The organism is Oceanobacillus phoenicis (assembly GCF_047238145.1).
Taxonomy (GTDB): Bacteria; Bacillota; Bacilli; order Bacillales; family Amphibacillaceae; genus Oceanobacillus.
This window is the reverse complement of sequence record NZ_JBDFME010000001.1, coordinates 1,345,125-1,362,379: the sequence shown is the minus strand read 5'-3', so window position 1 is coordinate 1,362,379 and position 17,255 is coordinate 1,345,125. Positions and strand designations below refer to the sequence as shown.

The 17,255-nt window shown below is 37.8% G+C and carries 15 protein-coding genes; 4 read left to right on the top strand and 11 right to left on the bottom strand.

Going from position 1 to position 17,255, the window contains the following annotated elements; all coding sequences use genetic code 11:
• Positions 1–637 precede the first annotated feature (637 nt).
• From ABC346_RS07110 to ABC346_RS07100, 3 genes are all read left to right on the top strand, one after another.
• Positions 638–1,633: an ABC transporter substrate-binding protein gene (locus ABC346_RS07110; protein ID WP_413234189.1), complete on the top strand. Its 996-nt coding sequence runs from the start codon at positions 638–640 to the stop codon at positions 1,631–1,633.
• A 105-nt stretch (positions 1,634–1,738) separates the two neighbouring features.
• Positions 1,739–2,596, top strand: coding sequence for an ABC transporter permease (locus ABC346_RS07105; protein ID WP_413234188.1), 858 nt, complete (start codon positions 1,739–1,741; stop codon positions 2,594–2,596).
• Positions 2,593–3,801, top strand: coding sequence for a quaternary amine ABC transporter ATP-binding protein (locus tag ABC346_RS07100; RefSeq protein WP_413234187.1), 1,209 nt, complete (start codon positions 2,593–2,595; stop codon positions 3,799–3,801). The genes ABC346_RS07105 and ABC346_RS07100 overlap by 4 nt, the downstream gene beginning before the upstream one ends.
• A 113-nt stretch (positions 3,802–3,914) precedes the next feature.
• Here the strand turns inward: ABC346_RS07100 and ABC346_RS07095 are convergent, their stop codons facing one another.
• The gene (locus ABC346_RS07095) at positions 3,915–4,151 is read right to left on the bottom strand and encodes a hypothetical protein (RefSeq protein WP_413234186.1); all 237 of its coding nucleotides are present in this window, start codon (positions 4,149–4,151) and stop codon (positions 3,915–3,917) included.
• Between the two features lie 112 nt (positions 4,152–4,263).
• On the bottom strand, positions 4,264–4,686 hold the full coding sequence (gene fabZ, locus ABC346_RS07090; protein WP_413234185.1) for a 3-hydroxyacyl-ACP dehydratase FabZ: 423 nt from the start codon (positions 4,684–4,686) through the stop codon (positions 4,264–4,266).
• A 140-nt stretch (positions 4,687–4,826) separates the two neighbouring features.
• Here fabZ and ABC346_RS07085 point away from each other — a divergent pair, with 140 nt between their 5' ends.
• The gene (locus ABC346_RS07085; RefSeq protein ID WP_413234184.1) at positions 4,827–5,846 is read left to right on the top strand and encodes an NADP-dependent oxidoreductase; all 1,020 of its coding nucleotides are present in this window, start codon (positions 4,827–4,829) and stop codon (positions 5,844–5,846) included.
• 67 nt (positions 5,847–5,913) lie between these two features.
• On the opposite strand, the gene ABC346_RS07080 is transcribed toward ABC346_RS07085, so the two are convergent.
• The 9 genes from ABC346_RS07080 to ABC346_RS07040 form a co-directional block, all read right to left on the bottom strand.
• Positions 5,914–7,107 (bottom strand): amidohydrolase, encoded by a 1,194-nt coding sequence (locus tag ABC346_RS07080; protein ID WP_413234183.1) that lies wholly within the window; start codon positions 7,105–7,107, stop codon positions 5,914–5,916.
• Between the two features lie 294 nt (positions 7,108–7,401).
• Entirely contained in the window at positions 7,402–8,607 is a 1,206-nt protein-coding gene (locus tag ABC346_RS07075; RefSeq protein ID WP_413234182.1) for a cystathionine gamma-synthase family protein, read from the bottom strand.
• 61 nt (positions 8,608–8,668) lie between these two features.
• A complete protein-coding gene (locus tag ABC346_RS07070; RefSeq protein ID WP_413234181.1) occupies positions 8,669–9,865 on the bottom strand; it encodes a M24 family metallopeptidase in 1,197 nt (398 codons plus the stop codon).
• Positions 9,866–10,055: 190 nt separating this feature from the next.
• Complete coding sequence (locus ABC346_RS07065; RefSeq protein WP_413234180.1) at positions 10,056–11,630, bottom strand: esterase/lipase family protein; 1,575 nt, start codon at positions 11,628–11,630, stop codon at positions 10,056–10,058.
• 117 nt (positions 11,631–11,747) lie between these two features.
• Entirely contained in the window at positions 11,748–13,463 is a 1,716-nt protein-coding gene (locus ABC346_RS07060) for a PucR family transcriptional regulator (RefSeq protein WP_413234179.1), read from the bottom strand.
• Between the two features lie 151 nt (positions 13,464–13,614).
• Entirely contained in the window at positions 13,615–14,139 is a 525-nt protein-coding gene (locus ABC346_RS07055) for a hypothetical protein (protein WP_413234178.1), read from the bottom strand.
• 998 nt (positions 14,140–15,137) lie between these two features.
• A complete protein-coding gene (locus ABC346_RS07050; RefSeq protein ID WP_413234177.1) occupies positions 15,138–15,479 on the bottom strand; it encodes a DNA-directed RNA polymerase subunit beta in 342 nt (113 codons plus the stop codon).
• Between the two features lie 100 nt (positions 15,480–15,579).
• The gene (locus tag ABC346_RS07045; protein ID WP_413234176.1) at positions 15,580–16,410 is read right to left on the bottom strand and encodes a flagellar hook-basal body protein; all 831 of its coding nucleotides are present in this window, start codon (positions 16,408–16,410) and stop codon (positions 15,580–15,582) included.
• A gap of 21 nt (positions 16,411–16,431) precedes the next feature.
• Complete coding sequence (locus ABC346_RS07040) at positions 16,432–17,241, bottom strand: flagellar hook-basal body protein (protein ID WP_413234175.1); 810 nt, start codon at positions 17,239–17,241, stop codon at positions 16,432–16,434.
• Positions 17,242–17,255: the final 14 nt, after the last annotated feature.

The following is a 17,255-nucleotide window of genomic DNA, read 5'->3' as shown; positions in this document are numbered from 1 at the left end:
TCTAAGTCTATTCTGATAGTTTGGATACTCTTTCAGTATACCGACCAAGACTAGACCTCGCAAATTCAACGGCTGGTTAACGACAATTTAGTTTCAAGTTTCAGTTAATGCCTTAATCATGCAAATACGTCTATAGTTTTCGACAATTTCTGAGTATTCTCGAGTATTTGCTTAAGAATATATAGTATTTGTGGTTCTTTATGCTCTAGATAGTAATTACTTATATATATCACGAGATATCGTGTTTTAAGCGATTTGAGTCAATTTTAACAATTCGATACAATAAATGAATGTAAACGCAATGACTTATCAAGTGGTATAAACCCCCTCCAGATCAAAGTTTGAATAATTTCCTTATTGGATTCTTCTTACATATTTCAAACGTAACTCAGATACGTTTGCGATATATTATTTCACTATTAACACATTTCATTCTTTTCGAATAAAAATGCTGATCAACATTTTCAGCAATATATACGAACTGACGAAGTAATGAAGAACTACCAATTCTTCTTTATAGTGATATGAACGAAGGAAAGATTACATCAGAGTCAGTTAGGTCTAGAGATGGCTATTCATAAAGTCTAGCTAATTTTTATACGTTTACTAAAAAATAATTAGAAGGGGACATAGTATAATGAAAAAAACGATTTTATTACTTATGGCTGCTGTTGTACTAGTACTTTCTGCGTGCGGCAATGCTTCAGGCGACAGTGAAATCGACACTATCGTGTTAGCTGATGCAGGTTGGGATAGTATTAAAGTGCATAACAGTATTGCACAAAGAATTATCGAAGAAGGATATGACTACAATACAGATGTTACATCTGGTTCAACAGCTGCGACCGTACAAGGTTTACGTGATGGAGATATCCATGTATACACGGAAGTTTGGACGGATAATATTAAAGAATTGTATGAGGAGTCCATTGAGTCTGGTGATATCGAACAACTTTCTGTAAACTTTGATGATAATGTACAAGGACTTTATGTACCTTCTTATGTAATCGAAGGTGATCCAGAAAGAGGAATTGAACCACTTGCTCCTGAACTTGAAACAGTGGAAGATTTGAAAAAATATCCTGAGGTTTTCCAAGACCCGGAAGATCCCTCCAAAGGTCGTCTAATTAATGCTCCAAGTGGTTGGGCAGTAGAACAAGCGATTAATGAAAAATTCGAAACATATGGTTTAGGAGAGACATTCAATAACTTTGGACCTGGTTCTGATGCTGCAATCATTGCAGATTTAGCAAGTGCTTATGAAGCAGGGGAAGGTTGGGTTGGTTACTATTGGTCTCCGACTGCAATTACTGCAAAATATGATTTAACGCTATTAAAAGAAGATCCGTATGATGAAGAGCAATGGAACGAAGATAAAAGTACAGAATTCCCTCCAAATGATGTAGTGGTAGCTGTTCATAAAGATTTTCCTGAACAAGCTCCGGAGGTAACGGAATTCTTGAAGAACTATGAAACAAGCAGTGCATTAACAGAAGAAGCATTAAATTATATGGAAGAAAACGGTGCTTCACCTGAGGAAGCAGCTGAATGGTGGATGAAAGAACATGAAGATGTATGGACAAGCTGGGTTCCTGAAGATGTAGCGACAGCCGTACAAGAATCATTACAATAATTAAACTGGAGCAGCTTGCCACTTGGTTGGCTGCTCTTTCTATTTAAAAATATCTTTTAACGATGAAAGAGAGGTGTAGAACTGCTTGTAGCAGTATCGACGCTTATGGGTATATTTCCTGATATAGAGTTTGAAGCTGGTAAGTATGTAGATCAAGCCGTTAGTTTTATTGATACTACATTTGAAGCTTTTTTTGATTTTATTTTCTTTATCGCATCTCGTTCGATTAATCTCATGACAGATGGATTAATGTTTTTACCTTGGTGGTTATTCATCATTATTATTATTGGACTAGGATGGTACTTTAAATCGGCATTTTCGGGAATTCTTTATGGTGCATTTATTTTTATCATCGGCACTTTTGGATTATGGGAGGATATGATGATTACCATCTCGATTATTCTCACCGCAGTAATTATTTGTTTAATTATCGGAATTCCAATTGGTGTAGCAATGTCATTTAGTAGACTATTCTCGACTATTGCCCGTCCTGTGCTTGATGCAATGCAGACAATGCCAAGCTTTGTCTACCTTATTCCAGCAATTTTCTTCTTTGGCTTAGGTAATGTTTCTGCCATTTTTGCGACGCTGATTTATGCATTACCTCCGGTTATTCGTTTAACGGAACTTGCCATTCGTGGAGTAGACAAAGAGATTATCGAATCTGCACATTCATTTGGTTCATCAAAATGGCAAACATTGAAAAAAGTTCAATTACCACAGGCAACACCTACCATTATGGCAGGTGTGAACCAAACCACAATGATGGCTTTATCGATGGTTGTTATTGCATCGATGGTTGGTGCTTCTGGTTTAGGTGAACAAGTACTTGTATCGATTAACCGTATTGATATCGCTCTAGGATTTGAAGCAGGTATTAGTATCGTATTTTTAGCCGTAATCATTGACCGTATTACGAACGGCATTGCACAAAAATTTCAAAGACAGGGTGATAGAGCATGACAACCCATATTAAAGTAGAAAATGTATCGAAAATATTTGGACAAAAACCTAAATCTGTTATTCCAATGGTTAAAGAAGGAATGTCAAAAGCAGAAATACTAAAGAAAACCAATCATACCGTTGGTGTGTACAATGCGTCTTTTGAAATTAAAAAAGGAGAAGTCTTTGTTATTATGGGGCTTTCTGGAAGTGGAAAATCAACATTGATCCGCTGTTTTAACCTTCTAAATAAACCAACGGATGGCTCGATTTTCATTGATGATGAGGACATCACCAAACATAACAAAGATCAATTAAAGAAAGTCCGCCAAGAAAAAGTAGCGATGGTATTCCAGCATTTTGGCTTATTTAATCATCGTACCATTTTAGCAAATGTCGAATATGGATTGGAAATACGTAATTTCTCAAAAGAAGAACGCAGAGAAATTGCATTAAAAAATATTGAAACGGTTGGATTAAAAGGATACGAGGATAAATATCCAGATGAATTATCTGGTGGTATGCAACAACGTGTCGGACTAGCTAGGGCATTAACTAATGATCCTGATATCCTTCTTATGGACGAACCATTTAGTGCACTCGATCCACTTATTCGCCGTGAAATGCAATTAGAGCTTCTAGATATCCAAGAACGTTTGCAAAAAACAATTATTTTCATTACACATGATGTTAATGAGGCATTCAAAATTGGAGATCGCGTAGCTGTAATGAAAGACGGACATGTGGAACAGGTTGGAACACCGGAAGAAATCATCGCTACTCCAGCAAATGATTATATTTCTGAGTTTATTAAGGATATCGACCGCTCCAAGGTGTTCCAAGCTTCTCATATTATGACGAAGCCAAACGCACTTGTTTCTATGAAAGACGGCTTAAATGTTGCCGTTCGTGAAATGAAAGAAAATGGAATCTCCAGTGTATTTGTTGTTGAACGAGGCAGGCATATTAAAGGTATTGTCACCATCGATGATGCAATCAAAGGAATTAAAGAGCAAAAATCATTAGAAGATATTGTTCGTACAGATATAACGATTGTAAAAGAAGATGAATATATCAATGATTTAATTCCTAAAGCATTGGAGTCCATGTTCCCACTAGCAGTAGTCAATGAAGAGAATAAACTTATTGGTTATATTCTTCGTGTTCATGTACTCTCAGGATTAACTTCCGATGATGTGGATGAAAGTGATGAATATCACGGCTAACAATTACTGCGCTTTAGGATTTCTTAGATATCCCACCACATAATTTTACAATTTTTGTGTAATAAGAAAAGAAGCTTGTAGAGTTCTAATACGCGCTCTACAAGCTTCTTCTTTTATTGTTGATCTTGTTCGTCTTGCATTTCGCCATCTTCAGGTTGAATATCTTCTAATCCACCATTTTCACCGGTATCATCACCATTTGGCTCATCCATACCGCCTTGATCAGATGGTACTTCTTCTTCAATAGGGTCTTGGTTATCAGTAGGCTGTTCATTATCTGTATTTCCACAAGCAGTGATTAATGATAATGCTAACGCTGCTGTACCAAACTGCATAAGAAATTTCTTCATAGGTATTTTTCCTCCTTTAGTAATCACTTTCGTGATTAGATTAACCAAAGATAGGAAAAAAATACATTATCTCAAAAAAATCTTATTAATACGTTTCAACATCTAGTAAATATTATTTGATTGCGAAAGTGATTTCAGCTTCGCATGCAACTTCACCGTCTACTGTCGCTATTCCTTTCCCTTTACCAATTGGGCCCTTCATTCGTATAATTTCTACTTGTAAATTTAGTTGGTCACCTGGTTTAACTTGACGTTTAAAACGGCATTTATCTACACCTGCAAGAAAGCCAATTTTTCCTCTATTTGCTTCTATATTCAAAACAGCTATCGCTCCGGTTTGCGCCAATGCCTCCAAAATTAACACACCTGGCATCACAGGATACTCTGGAAAATGTCCTTGGAAAAATGGTTCATTTACCGATACATTTTTTATTGCAGTGACTTTTTCGCCTTCTTGTATTTCCACCACTTTATCCACTAATAGAAATGGGTAACGATGTGGGATTATTTCTTTGATTTGTTCTACGTCCATCATTATTCGACTCCTTTTATGTAACATTTATCCCTATTATAGCGAATATAAATAGGGAAAGAAATACTTGTATATGTTTTGAATTAATGTAAAGTTGGGTAAATACTTAGTACAATCGTTAGATCGAAAGGGTGGATAAACTTATGTCAGAACAAAATCAACAAATTAAATTAGCAAAACGTCCAGAAGGAACGCCTACAAAGGAACATTTCGATATTGTGGATATACCGATAAATGATCCAAACGATGGCGAAGTTCTTATTAAAACTGTTTATCTTTCTGTTGATCCTTATATGCGTGGTCGAATGAGTGCTGGAAAATCATATGTAAAACCATTTGAAGTAGATAAACCTATCAATGGTACGATTGTTGGCGAAGTAGTAACTTCTAAATCAGACTCATTTTCTAAAGGAGATTTTGTCCGCGGAATGTTCCCTTGGCAACGATATAATGTAGTTTCAGCGTCACACGTTGAAAAAATTGATCCATCTATCGCACCCTTAACTGCATACTTAAGTGTGCTAGGAATGACTGGTCTCACAGCTTATTTTGGTTTGTTAGACATTGGACAGCCTAAAGAAGGAGAGACTGTAGTCGTATCCGCAGCCGCTGGTGCAGTGGGTTCTGCGGTTGGTCAAATCGCCAAAATTAAAGGTGCTAAGGTTGTAGGAATTGCAGGTACAGATGAAAAAATAGATTATTTAGAGAGTCAATTAGGGTTTGATAAAGCAGTCAATTATAAAGCAGCAAACTTTAAACAACAACTAAAAGAAGCTTGCCCAAACGGCGTTGATGTCTATTTTGATAATGTGGGAGGAACAGTAACAGACAACGTTTTAAGCCTTTTAAACGATTTCGCTCGTGTTCCTTTATGTGGAGCGATATCCACGTACAATCTGAAGCCAGGTGAAGACCATGGACCAAGTATATTACCGAAGATCCTTAAAACGCGCACAACCATAAAAGGATTTATCGTAAGTGATTATCAAGAACAATTTCCTGAAGCAATCAAAGATTTGGCAAACTGGATTGCTGAAGATAAATTACAGTATGAAGTAACGACCATAGATGGATTTGAAAATACACCTACTGCATTTTTAAACTTATTTGAAGGAAAAAACAAAGGGAAACAACTAGTAAAAGTAAGCGAAGCTTCCTCTTAAATTAAGATGCTAAAAATGTCCGAACTAACGAAATAACTAGTTCGGACATTTTTGCCCTGATATATTTTTAAATAGCGGTTTGCTCTATGCGGGCTATTGCGCATTCCACTAATATAGTTACTCCTAATACGAATGAAGACTCATCCATATCGAAGACAGGTGTATGCAAATCACGCGAGTATTCTTCGTCTAATGCACACCCAAGAAAAAACATTGTAGCTGGAAGTTTCTGTGACACATATCCAAAGTCTTCTCCTCCCATTCCAAATGCCTCTTCAAATATATCTACATGTGTCTGCATTTTTCTAACTGAATGACGTACAATCTGATTTAAGTATGGGTCATTATATAAAGCCGGCTCTCCTCTTGAAACGTTCAATTGATATTCTCCACCCAAAGCATGGACCATTTGAAACACTTGATGCAATTCTCGTTCCAGTTGATCTCGTATTGTTGGAGTATAACTTCGAATTGTCCCACGAATACTTGTTTTGGCAGGAATAATATTGGTTGCATTTCCTGCGCGAATTTCACCTACCGAAATCACACCTTTTTCTGCTGCCGCTATTCGACGGGAAGTCACTCCATATAAACCTGGGAGTACAAGCGATAACATCCAAATTGGATCGGTTGATTTTTCTGGATAACCACCGTGTCCTCCTGTACCATAAATAGTTGCTTCAAATTCATCAACATTCGCCATGCTAAATCCATCATTGATTAGAAGCTGACCTGATTTCTTCCACGGGCACATATGTAGCGCAAATGCCGCTTCAACTTGATCGTAGACCCCTGCGCGTAAAAGGTATGGAGATCCTGATAGCCCATGTACATCTTGCGCCTCTTCTGCAGGTTGAAAAATGAGTTTAATTGTTCCCTTCCAACTTTTATTTTCAACAAGATCTGATAAAACCTTTGCCGCTCCTAACAGTATCGCTGTATGCGCATCATGCCCACATGCATGCATCACTCCTCGGTTCTGCGATTCATAAGGAGTATGCGTTTGTTCCTGAATTGGCAAGGCATCCATATCTGCTCGCAATGCTATAGTCGGACCTTCTCCAGTTGAGATAGAAGCAATTACGCTCGTTGGTGTACCTACTCCTCTTTCTATTTGAATATGTTTCATCGTTTGCAAAATTTCTATTACCCGCTCAGAAGTGCGATATTCTTGGAAACTTAATTCAGGAAACTGATGAAACTCTCTTCTCCATTCAATTAATTGATCTTCAAATTCAAGTACTTTACGATATATATTCACATTCGCATCCCTTCCTTTTACGTTGTTTGATAAGGAAGAGGCTGAACACAAAAAATTTTCTGGTTAAAATGACAAGTGATAATTTAGCGTAAGAAATATACTTAGACTCCGTGTGTATAGCTGTTTTTGTGTACCTGGATGACTGTGGACGAAAAAACCAAAGCGAGCCCCGGGCACGAGCATCCCGAAGTCTCATCAGCCGCCCACGACAATGTATATTTCTAAAGTGGTTGTCAAAAGTCATCATTAGAATCTAACTTTTTGAGTAAATACTTTTGTCTCAACCTCGTTCTGTTAAGAAATTTCCAAGCTTTTTTCTAACTGAACAAAAGCTTGAGAAAAGTCTTCCAATATATCTTCAATATATTCGATACCACAGGAGACTCGGATGAGTCCTTCAGGGATTCCCATTGCAGCCCGTTCCTCTGGAGTACATTCCACATGACTTGTTGTACGTGCAGGACCAACCGTTGTTTCTACTGCCCCTAAATTTGCCGCTCGATGCGCATACTGTAGCTTCGGTAGCAATTCTCTTACCGTATCGACTCCGCCTTTTACTGAAAAACTCAGCATGCCTCCAAAGTCTTTCATTTGTTCTTTTGCAATATCATGATTCGGGTGTGTCGGTAATCCTGGGTAAAACACATCCTCTACAATATCTTGCTGTTGTAGGAACTTTGCCAATTGCATCGCGTTAAATGACTGTTCTCTCACACGTAGATGGAGTGTCTTCATACCACGTAATGTTAAATACGCAGCCATTGGGTCCATCGTTGCTCCGTTAATTTCACGGAAATGGTAGATTTGCTCTACGTAATGTTCAGGACCACAAACTACGCCACCTAATGCATCGGCATGACCGCCTAAAAATTTTGTAGCACTATGAATAACTAAATCAGCACCAAGTGCTAATGGGTTTTGATTTATTGGAGTACCAAATGTATTATCGACGATCACAATTGCACCTGCTCGCCTTCCTACCTCCGCCATTTTCTTTAGATCGGTAATTTTCACAGTTGGATTCGTTGGGGATTCTAAATAAAGAATCTTACAACCTTTATTTACTTCTTTTTCAATTTGTTCATGATCTCCCGTCTCACATAATGTTACTTCTACCTGCTGACGTGGTAGAAATTCTGTGAATATTTTATTCGTTCCACCGTATGTGTCTTTTATCGAAACAATACGATCCCCCGGTAATAAAAAAGTAGAGAGTGTATTACTTATAGCTGCCATTCCTGTCGAAAAACTAGTAGCAGCTTCTGCTTCTTCTAACTGCTTCACTTTATCTTCGAATGCCTGCACTGTTGGATTTGTATTTCTCCCATAAATATGGCCTTTCTTTTTGCCGATTGCCACATCATACCATTCATCCATATCGTCATAATTATACGCAACACTTAGGACAACAGGTACTTGCGTTGCTCCGTGTACAAGGTATTCCTTTTCTCCTGCCCAAACTGCTTCTGTACCTACGTCTACTTTCTTTTTATCTGTCATCTCATCACTTCCTTTTCTCAAATTTTTTGCTATGCATCAACGTAATCATATTCTTTTATCCTTAACCGACAAAATCAAGGTTTGCAAATCCGTCTTTAATCATCAGTTCTCTAGGAAGGTTCGAAAAAGTCTCACAACCACTCTCAGTTACACGGAACGACTCACTAATCTCAAAGCTATCTCCTTCCGACCAGATCGCTGGTATTAAGTGAAAGGTCATATTTGGTACAAGGATCGTTTTGTCTCCGGTTCTTATGCTAGCTGTATGCTCTCCCCAATCTGGAGGATAATTTAATCCCATTGAATACCCTAATCTCGACTCTTTCGTAACGCCATGTTTTTCCACCGTTTTTCTCCAAACTGTTTCAATTTCTTCACACGCTACTCCTGGCTGAATAAAGTCTAGACAAGCATTCAACCCTTCGATGACCACTTCTGATAAGTTCTTCATATTTGTTGAAGGCTGACCAATTTGAACGGTTCGGGCTACTGGTGCATGATAGCGTTGATAACAACCGGCCAACTCTACAATTACTGTTTCACCATGCTGATATGGTTCATCCGTCCACGTAAGGTGCGGAGTTGAAGTCCTCTCTCCTGCTGGTAGTAAAGGCACAATTGCCGGGTAATCTCCCCCAAATTCAGGCGTACCACTTAATTGTGCATGACTGATCTTAGCAGCAACATCACAACCTCGAACGCCAGTATTCACCATATCTATCCCTTCACGCATGGCATGTTCTGCAATAATTCCGGCTTTTTTCATCTTCATAATTTCTGCTGGCGACTTGATGATACGTACCCAATTCACGATTAGCGATCCATCTAAGAATATTGCATTAGGAAGACCTTTATTCAATTGTTGAAAACATTTTGCTGAAAAATAATAGCTATCCATCTCCACACCAATATGTCGTTTATCTTGACCAATTTGAGTTAAAATTTCTGCTACAAAGTCCATTGGGTGCCTCGTTTGAGAATGAACATAGGTATCTGGATAAGGAATAATATTTTCATGAAACAGCCATGTCGTTACCTTTGCAGCGTTTGCATCTGCTGTTCTTCCTATCCAAATCGGTTGCTCCTCATCATCTATCAATACCAACATTTGATCGACATAGAATGACCAGCCATCAAACCCTGTTAAATAATTCATATTTGCTGGGTCTGTTATCAGTAGCACTTCTATTCCTTTTTCGGCCATTTTAGCTTTCGTACGCTTCATCCTATCCATGTACTCTGCAACTTCTACATTCACGTCAAACACCACCTTTATAATTTTTGTTTATTAATTCATTATATTTTCTAAATATTTAAAATGATATTCACCAATTTGTATGAAAGTTTCTGGAGGTTTGTAGTCAGTTTGGAAATGAACGAATATTCTAAAGCAAAAAAACCGCTATAAAGGTAGTGATAATACCTTTATAGCAGTCTCTATCCATAGATTAATCGACGTATACGGAATCAACGATGGTTCTCGTAAATGGTTCTCCTTCTTTCGTTAATCCGTTTATTTCAATTGTAATATTATATACTTTTCCTTTGTTTACAAACGTAAGATTCTCCGATAAATCAGCTTTTCCAGTTGTCCTATAGGTTTTTGTGTGGTCCGTCCCAGACTCGGTTACATGGTAAGTAGCTTGCAATGTATTTTCTTGAACCGTTTCTGGAATCGCTTTCAAATTATAGGTGTTTTTTTGGTTTTCATTGAATTCTAATTTACTATTACGAATAATTTTTGGCGTTGTTTTATAATCCGCCATCAATACGAAAGCATCCTCTTGATTTGTAATAAGTTCTAGCTTCCAATCTCCTGCTTTCGGTTTTTCTATAAAGCTCACGTGACTAATGGAGCCTGCGAATATTCCTTCTGCATTTTCCGTAGTTGTGACATCTAAATTAATTTCTTTCCCGTCCGGATCTATGAGATTTATTTCCGACAATTTATTGGAAGTCATCAAATGCAAGGAAAGTTCCCTGACATCGTTTTCCACAGAAACAGTGGTAGTAAACCTTCCCTTATTAACTAACTGCCCACCGGTAATCCATTGATTAACGCTAGGGGTAGGTAACTCTGTACTTTTTGTAGATGTAGCGAGATTATTTATTGTATCATTTTCCATTAAATAATTTTCAAATGAAGCGAAACTTTCGCCGGTTCGAATCGAAATATGATTCCAATCTTCCACCGCTAGTTGGTGTCCTCCTGGAAGACTACTACTTCCACTAGTTACTACACCATCATTGGACCCGAACTGTGATAAATACATTCCTCCAAACCAAGTAGAGGAAAATATGAACCCCCAACCAGTACCACCTAGTGTGTAATAATTATTGTGATACGCCAACGGTTGATTATCCATTTCGGAACGGAAATTTTCCATATATCCCATCTGCAACGCATATGTTCCATCGCCTTGCGCACCAAGTAAGTCCGCTAGCCACTCCACGGGTGAACTGTAAGCTAAATCAGCAAGTTGCGAACCATGGTGAGGACTAGATAATGTAATAACATTGTCTACATATTGCCACGCACCATAATACGTTAATGCGGTCTGTGAATCGACCCCACCCTTACTATAAGCAACAATTGTCACTGGCCGGTCAAAGTGCGTAGATATTTCTCTTATTTTTTCCGCAAGTAATTCACCATTATCCCACATTGTTGCAGACGCTCCTCCAGCATCATACAATTGGACGAAAGCAGTTTGATAACCAGCATCAAGCGCCGTTTGGTACATGTCATTATCTTCCCAGAAAATCTGTGCGACATTATTAAGTCCTGGTACGAATAAAATAACGGGAGCATTCGGAATTGGATTTGACGGTACTAATCCAGCGTACCACTCTCCTGGAGTCTCTTCGTTTCCATTACCTATTTTCCCAGATAAGGAACTTTCATTTGATTCACCTATTAATGTTGGCGGAGAAATTTCTGAAGCTGAAACACTATATACTAAAGCAAGCATGAAGACGAAAAAGAAAACAATAAAAACAACTTTCTCAGTGGTCAGTTGCATGGTTTCCTCCTCAGTCGTTTTTTACTTCACAGAATATGTATGCCTAGATGTCTTGTCTGATGAGGAAATAGACAGATTTAGGAAATAAGACCTTCATTTTTACGGTTAGTGAATAATTTATTTTTGGGAGTAAGAAGCATTAATGTTTTCATTTCCAATTCTCCATGTTTTCAAGCATAGCTCCAGTAAAAATAAATGATCCGAATTATTTAATGAGAGCCCCGTTAAAGATTCAATTTTTCGTAATCGATATAGAAGTGACTGTCGATGCAAATGCAATGATCTAGCTGTTTGGCTAACATTTCCTCGATATTGATGAAATGCTGTGAATGTTCCAATCAAATCCATTTGTCGATCCGCTTCATATTGAATCAAAGGTGTTATCGTATTTCTCATCATTTCTCGCATATCATCAAATTCATAGAGATTTAATAAAATTCGATCGAGACCTGTTTGATCATACCATGTACGTCGCTTGTCTTTACGATAGCCAATTTTTAGTGCCGTACGTGCCTGTTGATAGCTTAAATGGTAATCAGAGAATTGCTTGACTCTTTTCCCTAAGCCCCATATCATTTCAACATCCGGCAGGAGATTTTGTAGGCGACGGTCAATCATATCTAAGAAATCCGTCGCATATTCATGTTCGGTTTGATGCTCCACTTGCAAGTAAATAAGAAACACATCTTCGTTTCGTGTTAACAACCATTGTCTTTCCAGCGTTGTTGCCGCATAAATAATTTCTTCTTCGATGTATCTGTGCATGCTTTTCTTCCAAGAATCAAATGTGTGAGCCTCTTGGATTCTTCTCTCAAATATCCGCTCCATATTTTCGGCAAACCCAACAATACATACATATTCGTGTTGCAATTCATATCCAAGTAACCCAGCACGTGATGCAGCTTCTTCATGTGACTGAAAGTATCCTTTCGCTAACTCATCAACAAAATCACTTCGGAGTCGAATTTTTGTTTCTTCGATAGCATTTCTTTTCGAAAACCAAAGGGCGATTGTTGTAGCTGCATGCTCAATAATATGAATTCGATTGGATGTTAAAAAAGTTTCCATTGCTTCATCTTCCGGAAGTGAAACAAAAAGATAGCCTTGTGGCTCACCAGATACTTGTAAAATCGGTATTTGCACAAGCGACTGTTCCGAGTGATTTCCTTCAATGAGATCAAACTTTTGAATAAAAGGGTCGTTATTATTTAGCACACTTTGTTGGCGTGGAATCTTTCCATTTACAACATTCTGCTTCCATTGTTGTTGAACTTTTTCAGTATAAAGATCTCCATCAAAGAGATTTCCAAATCGATCAGATAAATAGATCGCTGCTTCCATCTCATCTTGAATAAAGGTAAGAATATCATTTAAATCCCGTTCTGCCAGAATTAGGTTTAACAACTCTTGTTGGATGCGTTCGGACCGCTTCCGTTCCTGACTTCCTGCGTCGGTTAATTGCAACATAACCGTTTCCACAATATTGGCAAACCGAATTTCCCATGGTAGAACAATAATAACAAAGTCGTGTTGCTTTGCCATGTCCATCACTTCTTTTGGAATATCATAAATAAATCGCCCAAGTGCTATCATAAGTGCAGCAGCTTTTGATTCAATGACGTCTTTCACAAATTCAATAAACAGATCGGGTTCATTCTTACAGCCAATTGCCGTCGTTAATACGATTTCATTTTTTCGAACAAAATTCTCTACAGGTAATTCAATCACAGAAATCCATTGAACTTCTTTTTTATCTGTTAGCAATTCACTAGTTACTACCTTAGCATCCATTAACAAATCTTCTCGAAGAACATCTTCTACCGTTAACCCCATCAGCTGACTCTCCTCCCCACCCCATTTAGAAAAGAAAAGATTCTATCTATCGAAATATGCTTTTTTCATATTTTAACAGATTAAAGAAAGATTGAGGAGTTATTTTCCGATTAGTTTGAAATCTTACGTTGTGAATTGTATGTCGGCCCAATTAAAATAACAAATCCATAATAAAAGTAGCTTCCTTATTGTAAATTTGATACATAAAAACCATCAATATTATTAATCCAAATAAGTGATGGTCTGGTGAAATCTGTTCATCTACTTTAAAGACCGTTTTTCCCGTCAATTTAGGAGGACGAATAACCGCTATTTTTTGTTTATTCACTTTAAAAATAATATCCTCTTTCCAGTCTTCTTCTATAAAAATATCATCCCTCTCGATAACACCTATCACGCAAAAATAAAAAAGATTGTCCCCAAGCTTATCCTTTAATGTGTGTGATTGGTCACCATGAATTACTCCATATGAAGGTTGTATTACATTTTTCCAATTTCTTTTTTTAATACCTACTATCGTAGAATTTCCTTCCACTGGTTTAAATTCAAACACATTCTTTGTTTCATATCCTTCTTTTCGCACACCGGTAATCTCACCAACAACTTCTTCATTTTCATCAACAAGATGTATTTCCTTATTCGAAAAGAATTTCTCAGTTAATGTATACTGTAGCATAAAATAATTTCCTTTCTAATGAGTTATAATTATCCTATTACGAATTAGTTGATTATTTAGATTCATTATATAGCTAATCCAATAAAAATAGTTATTTGTGGTCTTGGGAAAGGATTAGTGGGATATGGGGATAGGATGAAGACGTTGGTTAATTATCACTGAGATGAGTGACTGGACTTTCGGTTCCCTTCTGATTATGATCACTCACCGCCTTTATGAGTGACCGGATTTCTCGCTTCCCTTTGATTATGGGCACTCACCGCCTTTATAGGTGACCGGACTTCTGGTTTCCCTTTGATTATGGACACCCATCGCCTTTATGAGTGACCAGATTTCTCGTTTCCCTTTGATTATGGGCACTCATTGGCTTTATGAGTGACCAGATTTCTCGTTTCCCTTTGATTATGGGCACTCATTGGCTTTATGAGTGACCAGATTTCTCGTTTCCCTTTGATTGTGGGCGCTCATCAGCTTTATGAGTGACCAGATTTCTCGCTTCCCTTTGATTATGGGCACTCATTGGCTTTATGAGTGACCGGATTTCTCGCTTCCCTTTGATTATGGGCGCTCATTGGCTTTATGAGTGACCAGATTTCTCGTTTCCCTTAGCAATTATGTATTACAGGAGGATTGATCAACCACTTATTTAATCCATGTTTGCTTTAGCTACTGCACTTTATCTTACCTTGACATGCTCCCTGAACCAATTCCGGGAACATAAATCCTGTTTATCTTCCCTGCTCACGCTCACCAATCCATTTCTGGAAACATAAATCCAGGAAGCTTCCACATGCAAGTGTCTCAAATCACATTAATGTCTTTATTCACAAAATGTAACGCGCATCAAAGATTTTAAATTTCCCCTAGCCACCCTTGAGTATTGGCGAACTAGGGATTATACAACAAAACCAAAGCCCAATATAATATGATGTCGCGCCATTTAAAAAGCATGCATTTCAAATAAATTTAAGAATGCATGCTCACGATTTATGGTTATTTTATTCGGCTTTATATACAATATCAATGATATGCTGCCATGTTTCCTTTTTTAATACTTCGGTTGGTGGCCCATCCCCAATAACTCCATACCCAACCATGAGTCCAATTACGAGTGCTGAGACACATAGAATAGAAATTACAATAATCCGAAGCCAGATCGGAAACATACGAATTCTAGGAAACTTTGAATTACGTTTCTCTTCTTTTTGTAATTTCTTTTGCTTTTTACGTGTATCATGATTGTTCTCTTTATTCCTTGCCGCTTGCGCCTCACTGCTAGTTGCAGCTTTTTCATTCTTGGCACGGTTTTTTTGTAGTTTTTCGGTTTCATTGGTAGACATGATTGTTGCTCCTAACTCAAATACAAATCAACATATTCGCCAAATTACGTTTCTTAGTTTACGCAGAATTACGCCGAACTGCAAGAGATGCGATTTGGAATTATGAGCGAATTTGATTAACTAGACCCATCATTTGATCGCCCATGGTGATTGTACGTGAATTAAATTGATACAATCGTTGTGTCATTAATAAATCTGACATTTCCTTTGAGATATCCACATTTGATTGTTCCAATGACTTAGATTGTAATATCGCGGTTTGCGGATTAGTCTCTTGAATGATCTCTTCTGCATTAAACCCCAGTGCTTCTAAATTAGGTAATTGAAATAGGTTTTGACCGGTTGATTCTAATAAGCGAGGGCGAATAGCCTCAACAACAGTTAGTTGATTTTCTATTGTTTGTTGCCCATTGCGTCCAACAAGTAGTTGGCCATATTCATTTATTTCAATTGAATCAAAATCATCTTGAATTAATATCGGGCCGTTATTACCGATAACTGGATTTCCATCCGATGTTGTTAACATCACTTGACCATTTCCCATTGGACTTAGATAAAAAGAACCATCACGTGTATAACGTGTTCCGACCTGTCCATTTTCGGTTACTTCAACCTGGAATAATAGGTTCTCACTTGTTAAAGCAACATCAAGATCTCGATTCGTTTCTCGAATAGCTCCTTGATTCAGATTCATATTTGTCGAACCTAATCTCGCTCCTGAACCAACACGAATACCGTCTGGCGTAAGACGACCTTGTGCATTAGCTGGGTCAGTTAAATTATTCACCTGTTGTGTAAGTAAGGATGAAAATTCAGCTTGTCTACTTTTATAGCCGGTAGTCTGGCTATTTGCCATATTATTACCAATTAAATCTAGCTTGTTTTGCAATTGATTCATCGTTACAGCAGCCTGTATCATCATTTGCGACATCGTTTATATCCCTCCAGAACTCTATCCAAGACGACCAACCTCATTTACTGCTTTTCCTAAACTTTCGTCATATGCACGTAAGACACGTTGATTCGTTTCAAACAATCGGTATGCATTCATCATATCTGCCATCGTTTGCATAGTATTCACATTTGATTGTTCTAAAGCACCTTGTTGCAAAGAAAATGTTGCAGCAGCTGGTACATCTACTGATTCACCAGCAAATAAATCATTTCCTTCTTTTACAAGTTGATTCGAATTTTCTACATAGCGAATACCTAATGGAAATGCACCACCTGCTGTCTGTACAAAACCTTCTGGTGTTACAACATAATCTAAACCGTTCGTCTGAATTGGATTCCCGGCGTCATCAAGAACATAATTTCCTTGATTGGTTACAAGAAATCCTTCTCCATCTACAGTAAAATTACCGTTACGAGTGAGCATTTCTTCTCCATTTTCATTTTGAACAGAAAAGAAAAGAAACCCATTTTCATCGGGAACCTGTCCTTGAATAATCGCTACATCGGTAGGTAATCCAGTCTCCTGAACATCACCCTGTGCGAAGTTAGGTAATGTTTCTTGAACGTAAACCCCTGTATTAATCGGACCTATTGTCTGACTCATAGGGAAGTTAACTCCACCTTGTGTTGTTGGAATCTGTTTATTTGATCCTGTCTGTTGCAATAAAAGCTCTGGAAATGCTCGAATTGTTGTTTGATCCGCCTTATATCCTGGAGTGTTCGCATTTGCTATATTATTGGATAGGGATTCTTGCTGCCGCTGTTGTGTAATCATACCACTGGCAGCTGTATATAAACCTCTTAACATGGTATTCTCTCCCG

Bases quoted from the DNA above. Each gene is read 5' to 3' on its own strand.
- ABC346_RS07110 (WP_413234189.1), top strand. From the start codon at position 638: ATGAAAAAAACGATTTTATTACTTATGGCTGCTGTTGTACTAGTACTT.
- ABC346_RS07105 (WP_413234188.1), top strand. From the start codon at position 1,739: ATGGGTATATTTCCTGATATAGAGTTTGAAGCTGGTAAGTATGTAGAT.
- ABC346_RS07100 (WP_413234187.1), top strand. From the start codon at position 2,593: ATGACAACCCATATTAAAGTAGAAAATGTATCGAAAATATTTGGACAA.
- ABC346_RS07095 (WP_413234186.1), bottom strand. From the start codon at position 4,151: ATGAAGAAATTTCTTATGCAGTTTGGTACAGCAGCGTTAGCATTATCA.
- fabZ (WP_413234185.1), bottom strand. From the start codon at position 4,686: ATGATGGACGTAGAACAAATCAAAGAAATAATCCCACATCGTTACCCA.
- ABC346_RS07085 (WP_413234184.1), top strand. From the start codon at position 4,827: ATGTCAGAACAAAATCAACAAATTAAATTAGCAAAACGTCCAGAAGGA.
- ABC346_RS07075 (WP_413234182.1), bottom strand. From the start codon at position 8,607: ATGACAGATAAAAAGAAAGTAGACGTAGGTACAGAAGCAGTTTGGGCA.
- ABC346_RS07065 (WP_413234180.1), bottom strand. From the start codon at position 11,630: ATGCAACTGACCACTGAGAAAGTTGTTTTTATTGTTTTCTTTTTCGTC.
- ABC346_RS07060 (WP_413234179.1), bottom strand. From the start codon at position 13,463: ATGGGGTTAACGGTAGAAGATGTTCTTCGAGAAGATTTGTTAATGGAT.
- ABC346_RS07055 (WP_413234178.1), bottom strand. From the start codon at position 14,139: ATGCTACAGTATACATTAACTGAGAAATTCTTTTCGAATAAGGAAATA.
- ABC346_RS07050 (WP_413234177.1), bottom strand. From the start codon at position 15,479: ATGTCTACCAATGAAACCGAAAAACTACAAAAAAACCGTGCCAAGAAT.
- ABC346_RS07045 (WP_413234176.1), bottom strand. From the start codon at position 16,410: ATGTCGCAAATGATGATACAGGCTGCTGTAACGATGAATCAATTGCAA.
- ABC346_RS07040 (WP_413234175.1), bottom strand. From the start codon at position 17,241: ATGTTAAGAGGTTTATATACAGCTGCCAGTGGTATGATTACACAACAG.